Below are 19280 nucleotides of genomic sequence, written 5' to 3'. Positions count from 1 at the left end.
TAATGAGTGCTGAAAACAAACCTTCGCCAAGCGACAAGAAAGTGAAAAAGCCGCTGACAATAAAGCAAAAATCATTTTTGATTTCCGGTGCTGTGCATCTATTTATACTAGTGTCATTGCTGGTGAGCTTTAAATTCACAGCCAAGCCGGTGGATTTGGCGATAGGAAATAAAGATACGCAAGCGCCGGTCATTATTGAAGCCACGTTTATCGACAGTAATGTGTTGGCGCAAAATAAGCGTGAAAAAGAACAAGCAGAAGCCGCAGCGAAAAGAAAGCGTGAGCTAGATGCAGCCAATAAACGTAAAGAATTGCAGCGTAAAAAACAAGAGCGTGAAGACGCAGAAAAAGCAAAGCGTAAAAAAGCAGCGGATGATAAAAAGAAAAAAGAAGAAAATGAGCGTAGAGAGCGCGAATTGCAAGAGCAAGCACGCTTAGCTAAAGAGAAAGCTGAACAGGAACGTTTAGAAAAAATTCGCCAAGAAAAATTAGCTGAAGAACGCGCAGCACAAGACCGAGCGATGCAAGAACAAATGCAAGCCGAGCAAGCTGAACGAAATGAACGTAGGCAACGCCAAATCTTATCTGAACTAGAAATTGCAATCAGTAAGATAAGAGCGCGTATTGAGCAAAACCTTATTCAAACAGGCAGTGTTGCGGGTAAATCATGTCGATTGCAAATGCGCATTGCTGCCAATGGTTTGGTATTAGATGCGGTAGGTACAGGAGATGATTCACTGTGCTTGACTCTTAGGTCGGCGGCACTAAGAGCTGGCACCTTGCCTATGCCAAAGGATAAGGACGTGAATGATAAACTAAGAGATGTCACCTTAGTATGGGTAAATGAATAGCTTCGCATGAAATTGACTATGTGAGAATGAATAAAAGACAAAGATTTAAAATAATAGACAAACTAATAACAATTAATTTTAACCACTTTTAACGACAACGGGACTATCTAAATTTATGTCGACTTGGATACTCAAATTAGCAAGAACACAGCTTCGTATCGCGGCTGTGGCTTTACTTTTTATCGGTGCTCATGCAAATGCAGCGACAACCGAGATCATTATTACCGGCGGCGTTGATTCTGCGCGCCCAATTGGTGTAGTACCTTTTAAATACATTGGTAATTCAACCTTGCCTGAAAACGTCAGTGATGTAGTGAAATCAGACTTACAGCGCAGTGGTAAGTTTAATCCTTTAAAACTGTCAATGATGCCGCAATTCCCAACCACAGACAGTGAAATTGACTACAAAGCATGGGCAGAAAAAGGCATCGACATGCTGGTCGTAGGTAGTGTTGAAACAACGGGTTTAAATAAGTATCAAGTGACATTTGAACTAATTGACGTTTTACGTGCCCAAGCAACAGGCGGCCAAGCAAAATCATTAGTGAATGGCCAACTAGTGATGACTCGTGATCATGTTATTGAAAAACGCACTAAAACAATTGATGGTGCTGACTTCAGGCAATACGCGCACATCATTAGTGATATTGTGTATGAAAAATTGACGGGTGAAAAAGGTGCTTTTTTAACGCGGATTGCGTATGTAAAAGTCTTAGATCGTGATACGAACCCAAAACCATTTAGATTGGTGATTGCTGATTACGATAATGTTAATCCAACGACTTTGTTGTCTTCACCAGAGCCTTTAATGTCGCCAACATGGTCGCCAGATGGCAACACTCTGGCATATGTGAGTTTTGAGAATAAACGCTCGCAAATTTATTTACAGGATATTTACACGACGAGTCGTACTCGTTTAACTGATTTTCCGGGAATAAATGGTTCGCCAAGTTTCTCGCCAGATGGGCGAAGACTAGCAATGGTGCTGTCTAAGGACGGGAACCCAGAAATTTATGTGATGGATTTACAAACGCGAAATTTAACGCGAATTACACGAAATCGTTCTATCGACACAGAGCCCTCGTGGACACCAGATGGAAAAAGCTTAATATTTACGTCTGAACGGGGTGGTAAACCGCAGATTTATCGAGTAAATTTAGCAACTAACCGTAAGAAGCGAATGACTTTTGAAGGTGAAATGAATTTAGGGGGAGCGGTTACGCCCGATAATTCGCAATTAGTTATCGTAAATCGCACAAGAGGCGATTATCATATAGCTAAACAAGATTTAACAAACGGTGACATGTTGGTGCTGACAAATACTTATCTGGACGAGTCGCCTAGTATTTCCCCGAATGGAAGTATGATAATATACAGCGTGTTGGAGAATGGAAAACCTGCTTTGGCATGGGTTTCTCTCGATGGGCGCTTCTCGTTTAAAGAACCAGTGGCTGATGGGGAGGTTAAATCTCCTAGTTGGTCGCCGTTTTTACTGTAGTTAGAATTTTTAAAATATAATAAGGAACTTGTATGTTCAACAAAAACACACTTAAAACACTAATGATTGTTCTGCCTTTAGTTACACTTGCGGCATGTAAATCTGGTCCAACAGAAGCTGAAATAGAAGCAGAAGCGAATCGTGCAGCTGAAGTTGCAGCACAACAAGCTGCAGACGCAAAAGCAGCAGCAGAAGCTGAAGCAAAACGCGTTGAGCTTGCTAAAGCAGCAGAAATGAAGAGACTTCAAGATCTTAAAGAAGAAGAAAAATCGAAGTTGATGAATCAAAACGTCGTATATTTTGACTTCGACAGAGCTTCAATTAAATCTGACTTCCACTCAGTATTAGATATGCACGCTGCATTCCTAGTGAAAAACCCTGGTCAGTCAATTGTAATCGAAGGTCACACGGATAACCGTGGTACGCCAGAATACAACATTGCTTTGGGTGAGCGTCGTGCTAAATCTGTAGAAACTTACCTAATGAACGCTGGCGTTAGCTCGTCACAAGTATCAGTAGTTTCTTACGGTGAAGAAAAACCAGCAGTTCAAGGCGGATCTGAGTACGCATTTGCTCAAAACCGTCGTGGTGTTGTGGTTTATCAGTAAGCACTATGATAAAACCAATTATTACAGTTGGTCTAATTAGTTTTACAGGCGCTTGGGCTTTTGCTCAAGCGCCTGTTGTCGATTTAAACGACCCAAAACAAGCTAATCAGACACAAACAGCTAGCACGCAAACGGTTACAGCTCAAAATACAACGCCACCGCTTATTGCAACGCCATCGGATGTCGAGTCACGCTTGCTTATTTTGGAGCGTAAAGACAAGAGTCGTGTAGAAGCGCAGCAACGTGTGCAACAGCAACTTGATACTCTGCAGTCTGACGTTGATGAGTTAAGAGGTTCAATTGAACTGCATAACCACCAATTAGAGCAGATCTTAGAGCGCCAACGTGAATTGTATCTTGAACTAGAGAATCGTTTTTCTAACTTGTCACAACAAACAGCGTCGGTAGGTAACTCCGTCGGTGTCGTTGCAACAAATACTCAAGCGACAGTGCCAGCGGGTCAGTCTGAAGAGCAGGCTTATCAGTCAGCAGTAAACTTGATCCTCAAAGATCGCAATTACGACGAAGCTATTCCGGCTTTTCAAACTTTTTTAAGCAATTTCCCAAGTTCGAGTTACACCGACAATGCACATTATTGGTTAGGTCAACTCTTGTTTAATAAACAAGATTGGGATGGCGCAAGAAAGCAATTTGAAAGCGTAGTGAATAATTTTGCTGAATCACCGAAACGTGCAGATGCAATTTTGAAGCTTGGCATGGTCGAAAAATCGGTCAGTAATAAGGCAAAAGCGAAACGATTGTTTGAACAGGTTGTTGCTGAATATCCTGATTCAACACCAAGTCGTTTGGCAAATGAGCAATTAAAAAGCTTGTAGTTTTTAAACTATGGGCTTTTTGCTCACTTTACATGCAGTTTTTTAATTAAATTAAATAAATTGCATTTAAAGGTTGCACCGCGTTTCGATTTCAGTATTATATGCCGCCGTTGAGGTAGATACGCAACGCAAGAAACGCAATTGGGGTCGTTAGCTCAGCTGGTAGAGCAGTTGACTTTTAATCAATTGGTCGCTGGTTCGAATCCAGCACGACCCACCACTTCTTTCTGTTATCTTCAGTTACATCCAAATTTCAAAAAACATAATTTCGCACTAAAACCCAAGCCTGTCTTATAAAATTTATTGCTGCAACTTGTGACCTTTGTATTGCACTGCGTTATACTACGCAAACGACAACAAATTACTTACATCGCATATGACCAACGCAGTACAAGCAGAACGTATTTCTTATCCATTCCCAGCAAAACCTATTCCGATCACTTCGGATTATGCTGAGCAATTGAAATCAGAAATCAAAATACTTCTTCAGCAAAAGAATGCCGTGTTAGTTGCGCATTACTATACCGATCCTGTTATCCAAGCCTTAGCGGAAGAAACCGGTGGCTGCATTTCCGATTCACTTGAAATGGCACGTTTCGGTCGTGACGCAGAACAAAAAACCTTGTTGGTTGCTGGCGTTAAATTCATGGGTGAAACTGCAAAAATTCTAAGCCCAGAAAAGACTGTGATCATGCCAACCCTGGAAGCAAATTGCTCATTAGACTTAGGCTGTCCAGAGAAAGAGTTTTCTGCTTTTTGTGATGCACATCCAGACCATACAGTGGTGGTTTACGCCAATACCTCAGCAGCAGTAAAGGCGAGGGCAGATTGGGTAGTGACTTCAAGCATTGCACTAGAGATTGTCGAGCACCTCGACAGCCAAGGTAAAAAGATAATTTGGGGCCCTGATCGTCATTTAGGCGCCTATATTCAAAAACAAACCGGTGCAGAAATGCTGATGTGGAATGGTGAGTGTATTGTGCATGATGAGTTTTCTGCCCAAGCTTTACTAAAAGCGAAGCATTTGCACCCAGATGCAGCAGTACTTGTGCACCCTGAATCGCCAGCTAGTGTGGTTGAAATAGCAGATGCGGTTGGTTCTACTTCTCAATTGATAAAAGCATCGCAAGACCTTCCTAATCAGAAGTTTATTGTTGCTACTGATAAAGGCATTTTTTACAAGATGCAGCAGTTGTCACCGAACAAGGAGTTTATCGAAGCTCCGACAGCCGGTAACGGAGCAACATGCAGAAGTTGCGCTCTTTGCCCATGGATGGCAATGAACGGCTTAGAAGCGATGAGAGACGCATTACTGAATCATGAAGGAAAAGAAATTTTCGTTGATGAATCATTGCGCCAACGCGCTTTAGTACCCTTAGATAGAATGCTTGGCTTTGCTGCCGAGTTAAATATGCAATTGAAAGGAAATGCGTAAATCAGTACTTGAAAGCTGCCAAGCTTTTACTTACTATACGCGCCCATTGGAGAGGTGGCTGAGTGGCTGAAGGCGCACGCCTGGAAAGTGTGTTTAGGGTTAAACCTAACGAGGGTTCGAATCCCTCTCTCTCCGCCAGATAATCACTGAAGCCCCGTATATTCGGGGCTTTTTTGTATCCTAACTTAAAAACTCACTCTGCTATAAAAAAAACACAGCTTTAGAGCCTAAATGAACGAGCCGTTTCTATATCAATTGCTTACAAATGTGCCTTTACAAAAACGCAGGATGAGAAACGCTGCAAGCCCAGAATCATTGTCAGGTTTTTTTACACAATCTATATTAAAGTACGTATATTTTTTTTAAATATCTGAAAATAATAACTAATTAATTTTTGGCTAGGTTCTTGCTGTCTTGCTTACAGGTATTAATGGATAAAATAAACCTAATTAATAATCAGTGGGTTGGTGACAATGATCACAAACTCAAAACAACAAACAAATGAGAGGACCTATGAAAATTACTAACTGCCTCAAAGTGGTAGCATTTTCGATGGCGTTTACAGCGTCATCTGCGTATGCAGGTATAATTAGTTTTGTCATAACAGCAGATCAAACCTTCACAGTGCCATCAACGGTAACTACATTAAATATACTCGCAATTGGTGGCGGCGGAGGCGGTGCTAACGGCCACCAAGGTGGAGGTGGAGCTGGTTATATTGCTTCTGGAAATTTTTTAGTTAACCCAGGAGATATGTATGCCGTTGTCGTTGGCACCGGTGGGTCTGGCGCTCAAACTGACCCAAATGGAAATAGTATTATTGGCTTAACGGCTGGAACGGCCTCTTCTTTCGGTGGTTTATTGGTGGCTAATGGTGGTGGCGTAGTTAGCGGAATAAACCGAGGCGGACACAATGGTAGCTCCGGTGGTGGTGCTGCATGTAATGCAGGTTCTCAAGGTGGCGCTGGTGGCTCTTTGGGCAGCAATGGCCAATCTTGCGTATCTGGTAATTCAATGCCTATTGGTTTTGGAACAGGTGATTACTCAGCAACATTAGCAAGGTTTTTAGATAACATTTTGTCAGCTGGCGCTGGTGGTGCTGGTGGAACTGGTACACATGCTGGCGGCGGTGGCGCTGGCGGTATTTTAGTTAATGGTACAGGACCGAATGCTGGAGATGGTGCTCAATCATGGAGTGGTAAAGGTGGAGCGGGCTATGGCGCAGGTGGCGGTGCTGGAGGATATAACGGTCAAGTTTCTGGGGCGCGAGTTGCGGGCGGTAACGGTGCCAATGGCCTTGTTTATGTTGAATACTCAGTGGCCGATATACCGGAACCTCAAGCTCTTGCATTGCTAGGACTGTGTTTGATCGGGCTCGTTTTCAGCCGTAAGAAGCTCACAAAATAAGAACTACATAATTACATTGAAAAACATCAACAATTTTGTTGATGTTTTTTTATGAACAAGAAAAAGTTCTATAAACTAAACCATCTAAAACATAAGAAGCTAGCTACCCCCCAAACCCTCAACCAAATAATCCACCAACAACCTAACCTTCGGCGACAAATGCCTATTATGCGGATAAACGGCCCAAATTCCCTCATCGGGCTCTCGGTAGTTATCCAATAAAGTAATCAATGCGCCACTTTCAATATGCTCTTGCACATAATAATCGGGCAGTTGCACAATACCGAGTCCTTTTAGGGCTGCATCTACCAAGCCTAGGCCACTGTTATAGCGCAGTTTTCCTGTTACTCGAATGTTGGTTTCTTTGCCTTCACCGCGAAAGTGCCAGTAATCTAAAGTGCCGAGTAAACAACTGTGTTTATTTAACTCCGACAAAGAATGGGGAATACCATGCACTTTCAAGTATGCGGGCGATGCACAAACATAATTGGTTCTAGTCCCTAGTTTTTTTGCCATCATCGATGAATCACGCAGTTTGCCAAGGCGGATCGCTAAATCATAACCATCCTCAATCAAATCCAATGTTTGATTGCTTAAAAATGCATTCACTTCAATATCACCGTATTGCTGCATAAAACTATTCACTAAGGGTAGGATTTGTTGTTCACCATAAGTTACCGGTGCAGTGAGTTTTATTTTACCTTGTGGCTTCGATTGTAAATTTGTAATGGCGCGCTCTGCGGCATCTAAGCCATCTAGCACCCCTCTGCAATGCTGATAAAATACACGACCTTCTTCGGTTAAAGACACTTTGCGGGTGGTCCTGTAAAACAATTTTGTATTGAGTCGCTTTTCTAATGCGCTGATCTGGCGACTTACCTGGGCAGTCGAAATCGCCATTTTCTTTGAGGCTAGCGTAAAGCTCTCATTTTCAGCAACAAAAACAAACTCGCTTATTCCATCCCACTGCATTATTGTTACCATTGTGTAAAAGAGATTTGACAAAATAGCATATTATCAATTTATGAGAAATAACTATAATTGAAATCATAGTGTAAAAAAGCAGCGAGTTTAGTACTACTTACAGCAAAGTGTAAAAATTCGTAAACTAATACTAAACTCATGACGTAACAGCATAATTAGCTTGTTAGATAGCTCCTCAATTACTAGGTAAAAATTAAGAATGAAAGATAAGTTTATTAAATCAAAAGCCGCTATTGCTTGGGGGCCTAAACAGCCATTATCTATTGAAGAAGTTGACGTAATGTTACCTCGTAAAGGTGAGGTGCTCATTAAAGTTATCGCTTCGGGCGTGTGTCATACAGACGCGTTCACTCTATCAGGCGAAGATCCTGAGGGCATTTTTCCAGTTATATTAGGCCACGAGGGCGGTGGTATTGTTCAACAAGTCGGCGAAGGCGTGACAAGTGTAGAAGTGGGGGATCATGTCATTCCACTTTACACGCCCGAATGCGGTGAATGTAAGTTCTGTTTATCAGGCAAAACCAATCTTTGTCAGAAAATTCGTGAAACCCAAGGCAAAGGTTTAATGCCTGATGGTACAACGCGATTCTATAAAGATGGTAAACCAATATTTCATTACATGGGCTGCTCGACCTTCTCTGAATACACAGTTCTTCCCGAGATATCATTAGCCAAAGTAAATAAAGAAGCGCCTTTAGAAGAAGTGTGTTTGTTAGGTTGCGGTGTCACTACAGGAATGGGTGCTGTGATGAATACAGCGAAGGTGGAAGAGGGTGCAACAGTTGCTATCTTTGGCCTTGGCGGTATCGGTTTATCAGCGGTTATCGGCGCGACAATGGCGAAAGCAAGTCGCATCATTGCAATCGACATCAATGAAAGTAAATTTGAGTTGGCTAAAAAGCTGGGCGCGACTGATTTTATCAATCCAAAAGATTACGACAAGCCGATTCAAGAAGTCATCGTAGAACTTACCGATGGCGGTGTCGATTATTCTTTCGAATGTGTCGGTAACGTGAATCTAATGCGTTCAGCTCTTGAGTGTTGTCACAAAGGTTGGGGCGAATCAATCATCATAGGTGTCGCTGGCGCTGGACAAGAAATATCAACTCGCCCGTTCCAGTTAGTAACTGGTCGCGTGTGGCGCGGTTCGGCATTTGGTGGCGTTAAAGGCCGCTCTGAGTTACCAGACTATGTAGAACGTTATATGGCGGGCGAATTCAAATTAAGTGATTTTATTACGCACACAATGGCGCTAGAGGACATCAATGAGTCCTTTGATTTGATGCATCAAGGCGAAAGCATTCGTTCTGTCATTCATTTCGATAAGTAGAAATTTGGGCTCTAGCATTAGCGTGCTTTTAAGATCCTCGAGAGGAGTTTTATGTCAATTGAAAATTTAAGTGCTAATAAGGTCTTCGGTGGCTGGAACAAACAATATAGCCACCAATCGACAACACTAAATTGTAAAATGCGTTTTGCCATCTATTTACCACCACAAGTTTCGAGTGGGCAAAAAGTACCAGTGCTGTATTGGCTTTCAGGCCTGACATGTACTGACGAAAACTTTATGCAAAAAGCCGGTGCACAGCGTATTGCTGCAGAACTTGGTATCGCTATAGTGGCGCCAGATACCAGCCCTCGAGGGGAAGGTGTGGCCGACGATGAGGGATATGATTTAGGGCAGGGTGCTGGTTTCTATGTGAATGCGACCCAAGCACCTTGGGATAGTCATTATAGAATGTATGACTATGTGGTCAATGAATTACCTGAGCTAATTGAGGCTTCGTTTCCTGTAACAGACAAACGTAGTATAAGCGGCCATTCAATGGGCGGGCATGGCGCTTTGACAATCGCAATGCTAAACCCGTCACGTTATTTGTCGATGTCCGCATTTAGTCCTATTTGCAATCCAATCACTGTACCTTGGGGCAAGAAGGCGTTTACCGCTTACCTTGGCAATCAGAAAGAAGCATGGCGTAAACATGACGCGAGTGAATTAATGCGAGAAGCCAAGCATTTTCTACCTGCTAAAGTGGATCAAGGTGGCGCGGATGATTTTTTGGATGAGCAATTAAAACCTGAGGTACTTGAGGCTGCAGCAAAGGCTAGCGACTATCCTCTAGAGCTAACGATTCATGAAGGCTATGACCACAGCTATTATTTTATCTCTAGTTTTATTGAAGAGCATTTACGCTTTCATGCTAATTATTTAGCGAAGTAAACTTTCGTGCGGCAGTCGTGATTAGGCGCCGCATTTTCCTCAATAATCAATAGTTCAAGACCCTTGCTACTTTGACAAATACATGAGATTTCTCGCTATTTAAAAGCCAGCCACAGTCCCAACATTAACAACAAATAATTCATTACTTTTAGAAACAAGTCCTTATCCAGTCCTTGGTTGATGCGTACTCCCAGCCAATTACCAACGATCGCTAATGGAAAGAAAGCTGCGGCGGTAAGCACCGTCTCAACGGACAACAAGCCGAGTGAAACAACGCCAACTAACTTCATTAAATTCATAATCGCAAAAAAGGCGGCTGCCGTTGCAACAAATTTAGTCCGAGCCAATTCGATGGCGGTAAAGTAGATGAGAAGAGGTGGCCCGCCAGCATGAACTAATGTGCTGCTCACACCTGAGCTTGCAGACATAACTACTGCGCCAATAGGGTTATTAATAAAATTTAACTTTAGTTGCTTCAAGAACAAGTTTTTAAGTGCGAATAGAATGCAAATAAGCGCAATAATAATGCGAAGATAATCTGAGTTTATGTATTCTATCAGCAAGTTAGCGCTAATGATCCCAATAGCCGCGCCGGGAATTAGTGAAGCCAATAAGCGCTTATCCCATTTTTTCCAGTAACTTCGAATGCTCATGGCATCGGCAATAATAAGTAGTGGTAACATCAATGTGATGGCTTCGACAGCGGAAAATTTAAACATTAAAAGAGGCACGGCAAACACGCCAAGTGCGCCAGCAAAAGCTGATTTTGAGATACCAATAAGCAAGACCACAATTGCTATGAGTAATATTGCTGAGATTTCCATTTTCAATTATGCCTTTTGTATTTGTTGAGCTAATTGCACTTTTGTCGATCTAGATATCGTGCTTTACTATTGCTCTTAATTTCCATTCAGGTATTTACTAAACAAACACCTTTTATGAATCAGGCAAATCCATGCACAACATTCTTAGTTCGCCTAAAAAGCTCTTGGCAACGGGGCCTAAGCAATCACCATCTTTGAATGTTAGATAAAGCTGAGCAGAACGTCTTGTATGCCCATCAAGTTCTAATGGTACTAATTCGCCACTCTTCAATTGAGGCTCAATTAAACTCAAGGGAAGCCAAGCGAAGCCCAACCCTTTAGTGATCATATCAATAGAGCTTTGAATGTGACTTACCGTCCACCGTTGCTCAGCCTTCAACCAAACTTCACTGGCTTTGAGTTTGTTAGTAAGTGCTGAATCTCTTACCACTATTTGTCGATGACTTTTCAGGTCTTCCAGTCGTAGTTTTCTATCAATGCTATGCAGAGGGTGATTTGGACTAGCCACTGCATCAAAGGCGATGTAGCAAAGGCTTTCGCTAAACCCAGTTCCTTTGGAGGAAGGCGATATGGCAATCTCAACTTTATCGTTCTCAAGCATCTCGTTAGCACCGCCCAGAATGGATTCAAACAGCTCAATTTGCACTAAAGGAAACTGCTTAGATACTTTTTCAAGCACTTGGTACAAAATGGAGCGCGGAAAGATTTCATCAACAGCAATTTTAAGTCTAGTTTCAATGCCTTGGCTTAGGGTTTCGCCAATGGCCTCTACTTTCTTTGCTTCTTCAAGCAAGTAGTTTGATCGTCTAAGTATCATCTCACCCGCTTCTGTAAGAACGGTTTTTCGTCCTTCAATAGAAAACAGTTTTACGCCAAGCGAGTCTTCTATTTTCCTAACAGCGTTATGAATACTCGATTGGCTTTTGTGCACACCTAGGGATGCCTGATTAAAACCACCAAACTCAACCACAGCATGAAACATTCGCCATTGTTCTAATGAAATTCTTAGCACTTGATGCTCCTGCGCTTATTGCTTTTATCACGTTGTTGTTAAAAATAGCCCTATAAGCTTAGTCAAAGAAGGGCAAACCGATTCCCCAGTTTAAGTTTTACTTAAGAGGGATAAACTCTCTATCATCACCCGGAATCGTTGGGAAGTTACCGTTCTTCCAATCATTCTTAGCCTGCTCCATTCTCTCCTTACTATAAGCTACAAAGTTCCAATGCAAATGCGGAACATGCTCAAACTGTTCGCCGCCTAATAGGATGAATCGACCTGACTCAAGCATGGTAATTTCATTATCGCTTTCATCTAAAAGGATAAACTCGCCAGCGCCATAGCTAACACCATTGACTTCTACTTTTCCGCTTATCGGAAATATTGCTGTTTCGTGTGTTGGGTGAGGCTTGGATATTTTGCTGCCTTCACTTGCCAGCACATCTATATAAAACATGGGTGAATAGCTTTTCACCGGTGAGCTCAAGCCATAAGCATCACCAACGATAAGTCTCATCATCACCCCTTCAAACATGCTGTGGGGCAAGTCATTTCTTTTCACGTGGGTAAACGAAGGCTCAATTTCAGTCATGTTCTCCGGTAAGGCAACCCAACATTGAAGGCCACTAATAGAGTGAGGATTAGCTCTTACTTCGAACGATTCCCGTTCGGAGTGAACAATGCCTTTTCCGGAAGTCATCCAATTAACGTCACCGGGAGAGATTTCAAGATTATTTCCCAAAGAATCGCGGTGCAGTATGCTGCCTTCAAAAAGGTAAGTCAGGGTAGACAAGCCAATGTGCGGGTGAGGTCTAACATTGATGCCTTGACCAGCAGGAATATCATTCGGCCCCATTTGGTCGAAGAAAATAAATGGACCTACCATACGCTTCTCTTGGTTGGGCAAAACACGCTTTACATGTAAGCCGCCAAGATCATGTTCAATTGCACTTAGAACTTTTGCCATGTTGAATTTACTCCTTTTGCATTAAAGATGCCTTGTGATTCTGCCTTTAAATAAATTCTGTATGGCGAATGACAAGCAATGAATGGGCTTAACAATGTGAAAGCCTACATGAGTTTCAAATTAGCATTCTTTTTAAGTTAACAATATTAGTAAAAAAGTATTAAGACAATCTTTTTTAAAGAATGTTATATCGAAATTAATCAATAGAAGCTGTTTTACTATGTTCTTATTTATCGAATGATTCGTGCTTATTATAATGATTTTGTTCTGTTCATGTTTATTCAATAATGCTTCACATCGTTTTCACAAACATATTTAACTTGGTATCCGAGGTAGCAATGAACAACATATTATTTATTAAATCATCTTTAAATGGTGATCAAGGTCACTCCAACATATTAGCTCAAGAGTTGATAGCAGAGTTGAATTCAAGATCAAATAACGCAGTTATTGAAAGAGATTTAGCAAAGGATAGCCTTACACATTTAACCCAGCAGGAAATGGGGGCATGGGCAACATCAGTTGAAGAGCGCAGTGACGACCAGCGCGAACTAGCAAAGGTATCTGATACTTTAATTGAAGAAATCAATGCCAGTGACACATTGGTAATTGGGATGCCGATGTACAACTTTGGCGTTCCTTCAAGCTTTAAAGCTTGGGCAGATAGAGTAGCGAGAGCAGGCGTGACATTTCGTTATACAGAAAATGGCCCCGTTGGATTGTTGGAAAACAAGAAAGTGATTGTTGTAGCAGCGCGCGGTGGCATTCACGCCGGAACCGAACGGGATTCTCAAACACAATTTTTAACCGACTTTTTCTCCTTCTTAGGATTAGACGACATATCTTTCTTATATGCTGAAGGATTGAATATGCCAAGTAAAGAAGAGAGCTTGTCAGCGGCACGAAAAGAGATAAATAACTTCAAGGTTTAACCATTGGAACTAATTGTTCATTACATAAATAATTAACAAAGATTAAGGAAATTAAAATGAAAGCATTACTTAAAAAATTAACTCAGTCAGAAACTGGATACGCAGCATTGGCCTTGCGTTTCCCAATTGGTATCATCTTTATCGCTCATGGTGCTCAAAAATTATTTGGCTGGTTTGGCGGATACGGACTTGACGGCACTGGGCAATGGATGGAATCAATCGGTTTAGCACCGGGCGTTCTAATGGCACTTTTGGCTGGTAGCGCTGAATTCTTCGGTGGCGTATTTATTTTACTTGGATTACTGACTCGTCCAGCTGCGATTGCGCTGGCAGGAACTATGATTGTTGCTATTTTTTCTGCGCACTTAAGCAACGGACTTTTTATGTCGAACAATGGTTATGAGTTTGGTTTAGCCTTACTCGCTGCAAGTGTATCGCTAGCATTTTCTGGTGCGGGTAAATTGGCGCTCGATAGTGTGATTTCTAAAAAGTTGGTTTAGTTTCCCGTAAGTTCAACTCCGAGTTTAGTGATTAATCTCGGAGTTGAATTTAATTAATTTGATTCGTTGACTTAAGCGGAAACGGGAAAGCAAAAGCAAACGAACTACAATGAGCGATGAAGTCTTTATCACCACCAAGTTATAAAATCCCGCTTTTCATAAACCATATTTGTCAGCTTCGCTAAATAGCAGTATCCTTTCCAACGTCAATGTTTTCAGTCATTCATCCCATAGGAATTATCATGTCAGTTTACGAAATAAAACACCCCCTTATTCAGCATAAACTTGGCCTAATGCGCTCGTATGGAATCAGTAGTAAAGACTTTCGGGAGTTAGCTAGCGAAGTTGCTAACTTATTAACGTACGAAGCAACGCGCGATCTTGAAGTCGAGGAAATTACCATTAAAGGTTGGGCGGGCAATAATATTCCCGTCAATCAGATTAAAGGGAAAAAGATTACAGTGGTGCCAATACTACGTGCGGGTTTAGGCATGTTAGACGGTGTTTTAAATTTAGTTCCGAACGCTAAAATTAGCGTGGTTGGTTTGTACCGCAACGAAGAAACTTTGGAGCCGGTGGCTTATTTCGACAAAGTGGTTAGCGATATTGATTCGCGCATCGGCCTTATTGTAGATCCTATGTTAGCGACAGGCGGAACGCTAATCGCAACGATCGACTTACTCAAATCAAAAGGTTGTGAGCATATTCTAGGCTTATTTTTAGTGGCAGCGCCTGAAGGAATTAAAGCGGTACAGGAAGCACATCCAGATGTGGATATTTATGTTGCCGCTGTTGATGATCGTTTAAATGAGCAAGGTTACATATTACCTGGTCTAGGTGATGCTGGTGATAAGATATTTGGGACGCGATAGGTATTACAATGGCCAAGATATTTGCAAGTACCATGCTGCATTTCACAATATCAGACAGAAAGGGCAGGCAATTGGTATCACAATGATTATATTGAAGTAGTTAGTTTAAATATAGATTGATTTATCGTTGTGTAGATTATAACTTAGGTAAAGTTCTAAGGTTATTTGCCTAAGAGTAATCACTGAATATTCAGTTGTAGGATACGGAAGCTTTATATTCAAGAATTCAGAGTTATTACAAAATAGTTGGTAGTCTTAAAATGGAATTTGAAGAACAGAACAACAGTGCACCTCAAGAACATTCCAATGAATACAAATACCATGCGTTTATCTCTTATCGCCATGCCGATAATAAAGAGCAGGGCAGACAGTGGGCAACTTGGCTGCATCAAGCCATTGAAACCTATGAAGTACCAAGTGACTTAGTCGGTAAAAAGAATGCCCACGGAACTACAATTCCAGCTCGCATTTATCCTATCTTTCGTGATGAAGACGAGCTACCTGCTCATGCAGATTTAGGTGCATCTATTGTTAGCGCATTGGAACAAACCAACCTTTTGATTGTGCTTTGTTCCCCAAGAGCCGTTGCTTCAACGTATGTAGCAGAGGAAATCGATTATTTCAAAAAGCTAGGCCATTCCGACCGCATCATTGCCGCCATGATAGATGGTGAACCTAACAGCAGTTGGGATGAAGGAAAACAAGCATCTGGCTTTTCAAAAGAAGATGAATGTTTTCCGCTTCCACTTCAATTTGAGTACAACACAGATGGCAAACCTACCGACAAAAGAGCTGAGCCCATTGCCGCTGATTTTAGGGTTAATATTAATGGTAAATCAGAGCAAGGTTTTACAACGCCTGCGGCATACCGAGAATACTTAAGTTCAGTTGCCTTGAAAAGCGACTATTCCATAGACAACAAGGCGATAGACAAGCTAGTAAATGCGTATCAAAAACAGATACATCTGATGCTTCTGAAAATTATTGCTGGGATTCTTGGTGTGCCTTTAGGGGAGCTTACTCAGCGAGACAAAGAGTATCAGTTGGAGCAAGAGAGGCTGAAGGCTAGGAAACTACGCCAGTGGTTAGCAGCTGTTGGAGTGCTTGCACTTGTTGCTATCGGCACGGGAGGCGTTGCATATAAACAGTCGAAAGCAGCATCAGAAGCAAACACACTCGCTTTAAACGCAAAGTTTGAAGAGCAACAAGCCGTTCAAAGGGCGAGTTGGTTAAGTGAAGATAGAAGAAAGCATAGAGACATTCTTGCAACGACTAAACAGGCTCTTGTGACCAAAGAGCTGAATCTCTTGTTTATTGAATCTAGTTTGGAAAACAAGGATATTGCCGGCTCGATAAAGACGCATCAGAAATATTACAGCTTGTCCTCACTACAATTATTATCCTCTTTGTTAATTACCAAAGAGCTTCACTCAACGCCAGTTATAGATAGATTAATAAATATAAATGAGATCTTTAGCAGTCAAACTGAGGTTGCCGCTTTTCTAGGTAAAAACTGGGGCAATAAAGAAGCCATGATAAAGCTCCTTACTATAATGATAAAGAGCATCGATGTCCCAAATGTGCAAAAGCAGTTGTACCTTGAGTCTCTTGATGTTCTAGATTTGCAAGGTTTACAAAATTTATTTACTGACATTATTGGTTTTGTTGCGAAAATTGAGTCAGATGAACTAATAAGTCGACTGAGTATCATTGAATTAATCATGCCAGTATATGAAGCGCCAAATTATGAAATGGCGATTTCAATGTTAATTGAGATGGAAGAGAAAAGTCAGCGCTCGGAAAAGGCTGATGATGTCATCTCCGGCCACGATATTTATAGAGCTCTTGCGACAGCAGCACCTGATTGGGAAAGGTCAATTATTGATTTTGTGCAGGACGGTAATTATAAAATAGATAAGAATAAACTCTACACTTTTATGAATACGCATCTAAGTCTTGCGGAGTATCCTGAAAGTGAAAAAGAGAGGTTTTATAGATCTCGTGATCTCATTGTTGAAAACATTGCTGATTCAACTGTTCCTTTGTTTAAACGAATACAAACGGGTAGGTACTTTCAGAAAAGTATGTCTAAAAATACTAAAGATTCGCAAGAAGTGAGTAAAGCGGCCACCTCTTACCAATATTACTTTGTAGGGAAAAATAATTTAGATAGCGATGATTGCCTTGTTATTATTTTTGCTTTTGACAAGAATAGTAATTGTAAACATGATTTCGATTACAAAGACCCTACTATTAAAAGCATTTTCCATAAAACAAACACCTTGAAAAGAACGACAGTATTTGTAAGAGGTAAAAGTGATTTTATTACTGAAAGTTATGCTCGTCTGTACATTTTTTTGAACCCTTCTTTACAACGAAATCATTTAGCAGTGAGTGAGCTAAATAGTGATGAAAACGGAAAGTCAGAAAAAGAACAACTAGAAATGGCATTTAACGCTTTTTATTATTTGTTGGATAGAAAGTTTACGCGCGCGCAACTGACCGGTTTAGAACAATTCAAAGAGATGCAAACCTATACCGTTGAAGAGAATAAGCTAGTTGATAACTTCGATATCAGAGTCGCAAAATATATTATTTCCTCATTAATTCAGGATGGGCTTTTTAAAAATGCTTTAGCTGCTATTGAATGGTTTAGCTCTCAATCAGAAATCGAGAATATGGAAACAGAATTAATCGAGTTCAAAGTTTTAGCACTCGCATTGAATGAAGAATATGAAATGGCAAAAGAGTTCGCACTAAAAACGGATACGAGTAGCTTTTTATTGGCAAAACGAGTCTTACTAAGCACTCAGTCATTAAATGAGAATCATAAAGAATTAGTTTCCTTATTCAACATATCAACAGAGGACGTAGATTCAGAAAAGGAAGTTAACCACGCTACGCTGATAGCCATTGGACTATATACTCGCTTAGAAAAAGTAACACAAGTTCGAAATAAACTGATAGAAATTAAGCTCGCTAAGATTGAGTTATTAAATAAATTCATTACGGGAAACGAATTCGATACACTTGGTTTTGAGCTCGACTTGGTTTCAACATATTTATCTGTAGGGGAATTACTCGCAATTAGTAATGATGAAGCACAGGCCTTACATAAGGTAAAACTTGCTGAAAAAATATTACTTAGTTTAAGTGATGAAGAGCTAAGAGAAAAAGATTCACAGATCTACTCTGAGTATAAACGTATATTTGACTTTGAATTGACTTACTTAAATAAAGAAGATGTTGTATCGCATCATAGTAAAATTGCGTTCACTTATTTTGTTGAAGGAAACAATTCTATAAAGAGAGCTGTAAAGGCTTCTAGTGAGCAGGATCAAACTGCAACAAGGCGCATGGAAAAAGCATATGAAACAGCCGAAGGCTCACTCGTTATCGCCCAAAGATTACTAAGAAATATGACAAATCTTGGGTTTTCAAATAGTACAAACGAAATAAACCGATATTACATCATATCCTACCAAAAACTTGGAGATATCCGCTTTGCTCGCAACGACTCGAAAACAGCATTAAGTCTTTACAATAAGAGTCTAGAACTGTTCAAAAATGAATTACAGCTTGACCCAAATCATAAGAACTACCCACGTGACGTGCTGGTTTTGTTCAATAAAGTACTGAAAACCCTCGTTTATGAAAATCGCTATTCTGAAGCACTTGGGATTGCAGACGAAGCGATTACAACTATTGTTAGCCGTGGGCAATCTGCAGAGTTTCAGAGTTTCTTTAGACATTTTGTACACGAAGCTGCAAGTATTAGTGATAAGAACGAGCGCCCTGAAGATGCTGCTAAATATTACCTAAGCTTTTTTGATGCTTTAAACATCAATTTAATCAATGCCGATGCTAACGAGAAAAACATAGCATTGATAAGAGAAAATGCTGAATACTACCTTGGTTGGTCATGGTATATGTTGCTTACCAAAGATGTTCGGGACGTATCTACAACGCTGAATAAAGTCATTCTACTATTGGATGAAAGTTCTGAAACTAGAATTACGCTCCATACTAATTTAGCTCATGCATACTTGTTATCAGGGAATTATGATGCAGCAAAATTGGTTTATGAAAAATTTAAAGGACAAACTGTAAGCGGTAGTAAAGTTTGGGATGACATTATTGTGGATGATTTTAAATCTTTACAAGAAAAAGGTATTCAGCATGCAGACTTCAATCGGATTTCACATGAAGTATTTGGCGTCGATATGAATAAAGCTGAAGAAAAACCTGCTGACGAGGCTGCATAAATATTTCACTTCAATTAGTTGGTTTGGTAGTTATTTCAGAGGAAATATTAAATTTCCCTAAAACATAGAAATAAGGTTTTTTA

Annotated in this window: 16 protein-coding genes and 2 tRNA genes; 14 read left to right on the top strand and 4 right to left on the bottom strand. The window is 40.7% G+C overall.

The window, feature by feature from the left end; all coding sequences use genetic code 11:
• Nucleotides 1-2: 2 nt before the first annotated feature.
• From tolA to ACKLNX_RS17640, 8 genes are all read left to right on the top strand, one after another.
• The gene (tolA, locus tag ACKLNX_RS17675; protein WP_412973334.1) at nt 3-851 is read left to right on the top strand and encodes a cell envelope integrity protein TolA; all 849 of its coding nucleotides are present in this window, start codon (nt 3-5) and stop codon (nt 849-851) included.
• Between the two features lie 115 nt (nt 852-966).
• Nucleotides 967-2349 (top strand): Tol-Pal system beta propeller repeat protein TolB, encoded by a 1383-nt coding sequence (gene tolB / locus ACKLNX_RS17670; protein ID WP_412973333.1) that lies wholly within the window; start codon nt 967-969, stop codon nt 2347-2349.
• Nucleotides 2350-2381: 32 nt separating this feature from the next.
• A complete protein-coding gene (gene pal / locus ACKLNX_RS17665; RefSeq protein WP_412973332.1) occupies nt 2382-2957 on the top strand; it encodes a peptidoglycan-associated lipoprotein Pal in 576 nt (191 codons plus the stop codon).
• 5 nt (nt 2958-2962) lie between these two features.
• Nucleotides 2963-3793, top strand: a complete 831-nt coding sequence (gene ybgF, locus ACKLNX_RS17660) for a tol-pal system protein YbgF (protein ID WP_412973331.1) — start codon at nt 2963-2965, stop codon at nt 3791-3793.
• Nucleotides 3794-3937: 144 nt separating this feature from the next.
• Nucleotides 3938-4013 (top strand) — tRNA-Lys (locus ACKLNX_RS17655).
• Nucleotides 4014-4169: 156 nt separating this feature from the next.
• Nucleotides 4170-5228, top strand: coding sequence for a quinolinate synthase NadA (gene nadA, locus ACKLNX_RS17650; protein WP_412973330.1), 1059 nt, complete (start codon nt 4170-4172; stop codon nt 5226-5228).
• A gap of 48 nt (nt 5229-5276) precedes the next feature.
• Nucleotides 5277-5366, top strand: a tRNA-Ser gene (locus ACKLNX_RS17645).
• A 375-nt stretch (nt 5367-5741) separates the two neighbouring features.
• A complete protein-coding gene (locus ACKLNX_RS17640; protein ID WP_412973329.1) occupies nt 5742-6635 on the top strand; it encodes a PEP-CTERM sorting domain-containing protein in 894 nt (297 codons plus the stop codon).
• Nucleotides 6636-6734: 99 nt separating this feature from the next.
• Here ACKLNX_RS17640 and ACKLNX_RS17635 read toward each other — a convergent pair whose 3' ends face one another.
• Nucleotides 6735-7607, bottom strand: a complete 873-nt coding sequence (locus tag ACKLNX_RS17635; protein WP_411695375.1) for a LysR substrate-binding domain-containing protein — start codon at nt 7605-7607, stop codon at nt 6735-6737.
• A 211-nt stretch (nt 7608-7818) separates the two neighbouring features.
• Here ACKLNX_RS17635 and ACKLNX_RS17630 point away from each other — a divergent pair, with 211 nt between their 5' ends.
• Both ACKLNX_RS17630 and fghA read left to right on the top strand, forming a co-directional pair.
• A complete protein-coding gene (locus tag ACKLNX_RS17630) occupies nt 7819-8949 on the top strand; it encodes an S-(hydroxymethyl)glutathione dehydrogenase/class III alcohol dehydrogenase (RefSeq protein ID WP_411695374.1) in 1131 nt (376 codons plus the stop codon).
• A gap of 51 nt (nt 8950-9000) precedes the next feature.
• Nucleotides 9001-9840 (top strand): S-formylglutathione hydrolase, encoded by an 840-nt coding sequence (gene fghA, locus ACKLNX_RS17625; protein WP_412973328.1) that lies wholly within the window; start codon nt 9001-9003, stop codon nt 9838-9840.
• A gap of 95 nt (nt 9841-9935) precedes the next feature.
• Here fghA and ACKLNX_RS17620 read toward each other — a convergent pair whose 3' ends face one another.
• The 3 genes from ACKLNX_RS17620 to ACKLNX_RS17610 form a co-directional block, all read right to left on the bottom strand.
• Nucleotides 9936-10664, bottom strand: a complete 729-nt coding sequence (locus ACKLNX_RS17620) for a sulfite exporter TauE/SafE family protein (protein ID WP_412973327.1) — start codon at nt 10662-10664, stop codon at nt 9936-9938.
• A 112-nt stretch (nt 10665-10776) separates the two neighbouring features.
• On the bottom strand, nt 10777-11676 hold the full coding sequence (locus ACKLNX_RS17615) for a LysR family transcriptional regulator (protein ID WP_412973326.1): 900 nt from the start codon (nt 11674-11676) through the stop codon (nt 10777-10779).
• A 97-nt stretch (nt 11677-11773) separates the two neighbouring features.
• Nucleotides 11774-12628, bottom strand: coding sequence for a pirin family protein (locus tag ACKLNX_RS17610; RefSeq protein WP_412973325.1), 855 nt, complete (start codon nt 12626-12628; stop codon nt 11774-11776).
• A 338-nt stretch (nt 12629-12966) separates the two neighbouring features.
• On the opposite strand from ACKLNX_RS17610, the gene ACKLNX_RS17605 reads away from it, so the two are divergent.
• From ACKLNX_RS17605 to ACKLNX_RS17590, 4 genes are all read left to right on the top strand, one after another.
• Nucleotides 12967-13560 (top strand): FMN-dependent NADH-azoreductase, encoded by a 594-nt coding sequence (locus ACKLNX_RS17605; RefSeq protein WP_412973324.1) that lies wholly within the window; start codon nt 12967-12969, stop codon nt 13558-13560.
• 56 nt (nt 13561-13616) lie between these two features.
• A complete protein-coding gene (locus ACKLNX_RS17600; protein WP_412973323.1) occupies nt 13617-14060 on the top strand; it encodes a DoxX family protein in 444 nt (147 codons plus the stop codon).
• A 242-nt stretch (nt 14061-14302) separates the two neighbouring features.
• Nucleotides 14303-14932 (top strand): uracil phosphoribosyltransferase, encoded by a 630-nt coding sequence (gene upp / locus ACKLNX_RS17595; protein WP_412973322.1) that lies wholly within the window; start codon nt 14303-14305, stop codon nt 14930-14932.
• Between the two features lie 260 nt (nt 14933-15192).
• Complete coding sequence (locus tag ACKLNX_RS17590) at nt 15193-19197, top strand: toll/interleukin-1 receptor domain-containing protein (RefSeq protein WP_412973321.1); 4005 nt, start codon at nt 15193-15195, stop codon at nt 19195-19197.
• The last annotated feature ends 83 nt before the right edge of the window (nt 19198-19280 follow it).

The organism is Glaciecola sp. MF2-115, from assembly GCF_047250385.1.
Taxonomy (GTDB): domain Bacteria; phylum Pseudomonadota; class Gammaproteobacteria; order Enterobacterales; family Alteromonadaceae; genus Glaciecola.
Note: the sequence above shows the minus strand (reverse complement) of the source record. Positions and strands in the feature narration are given on the sequence as shown.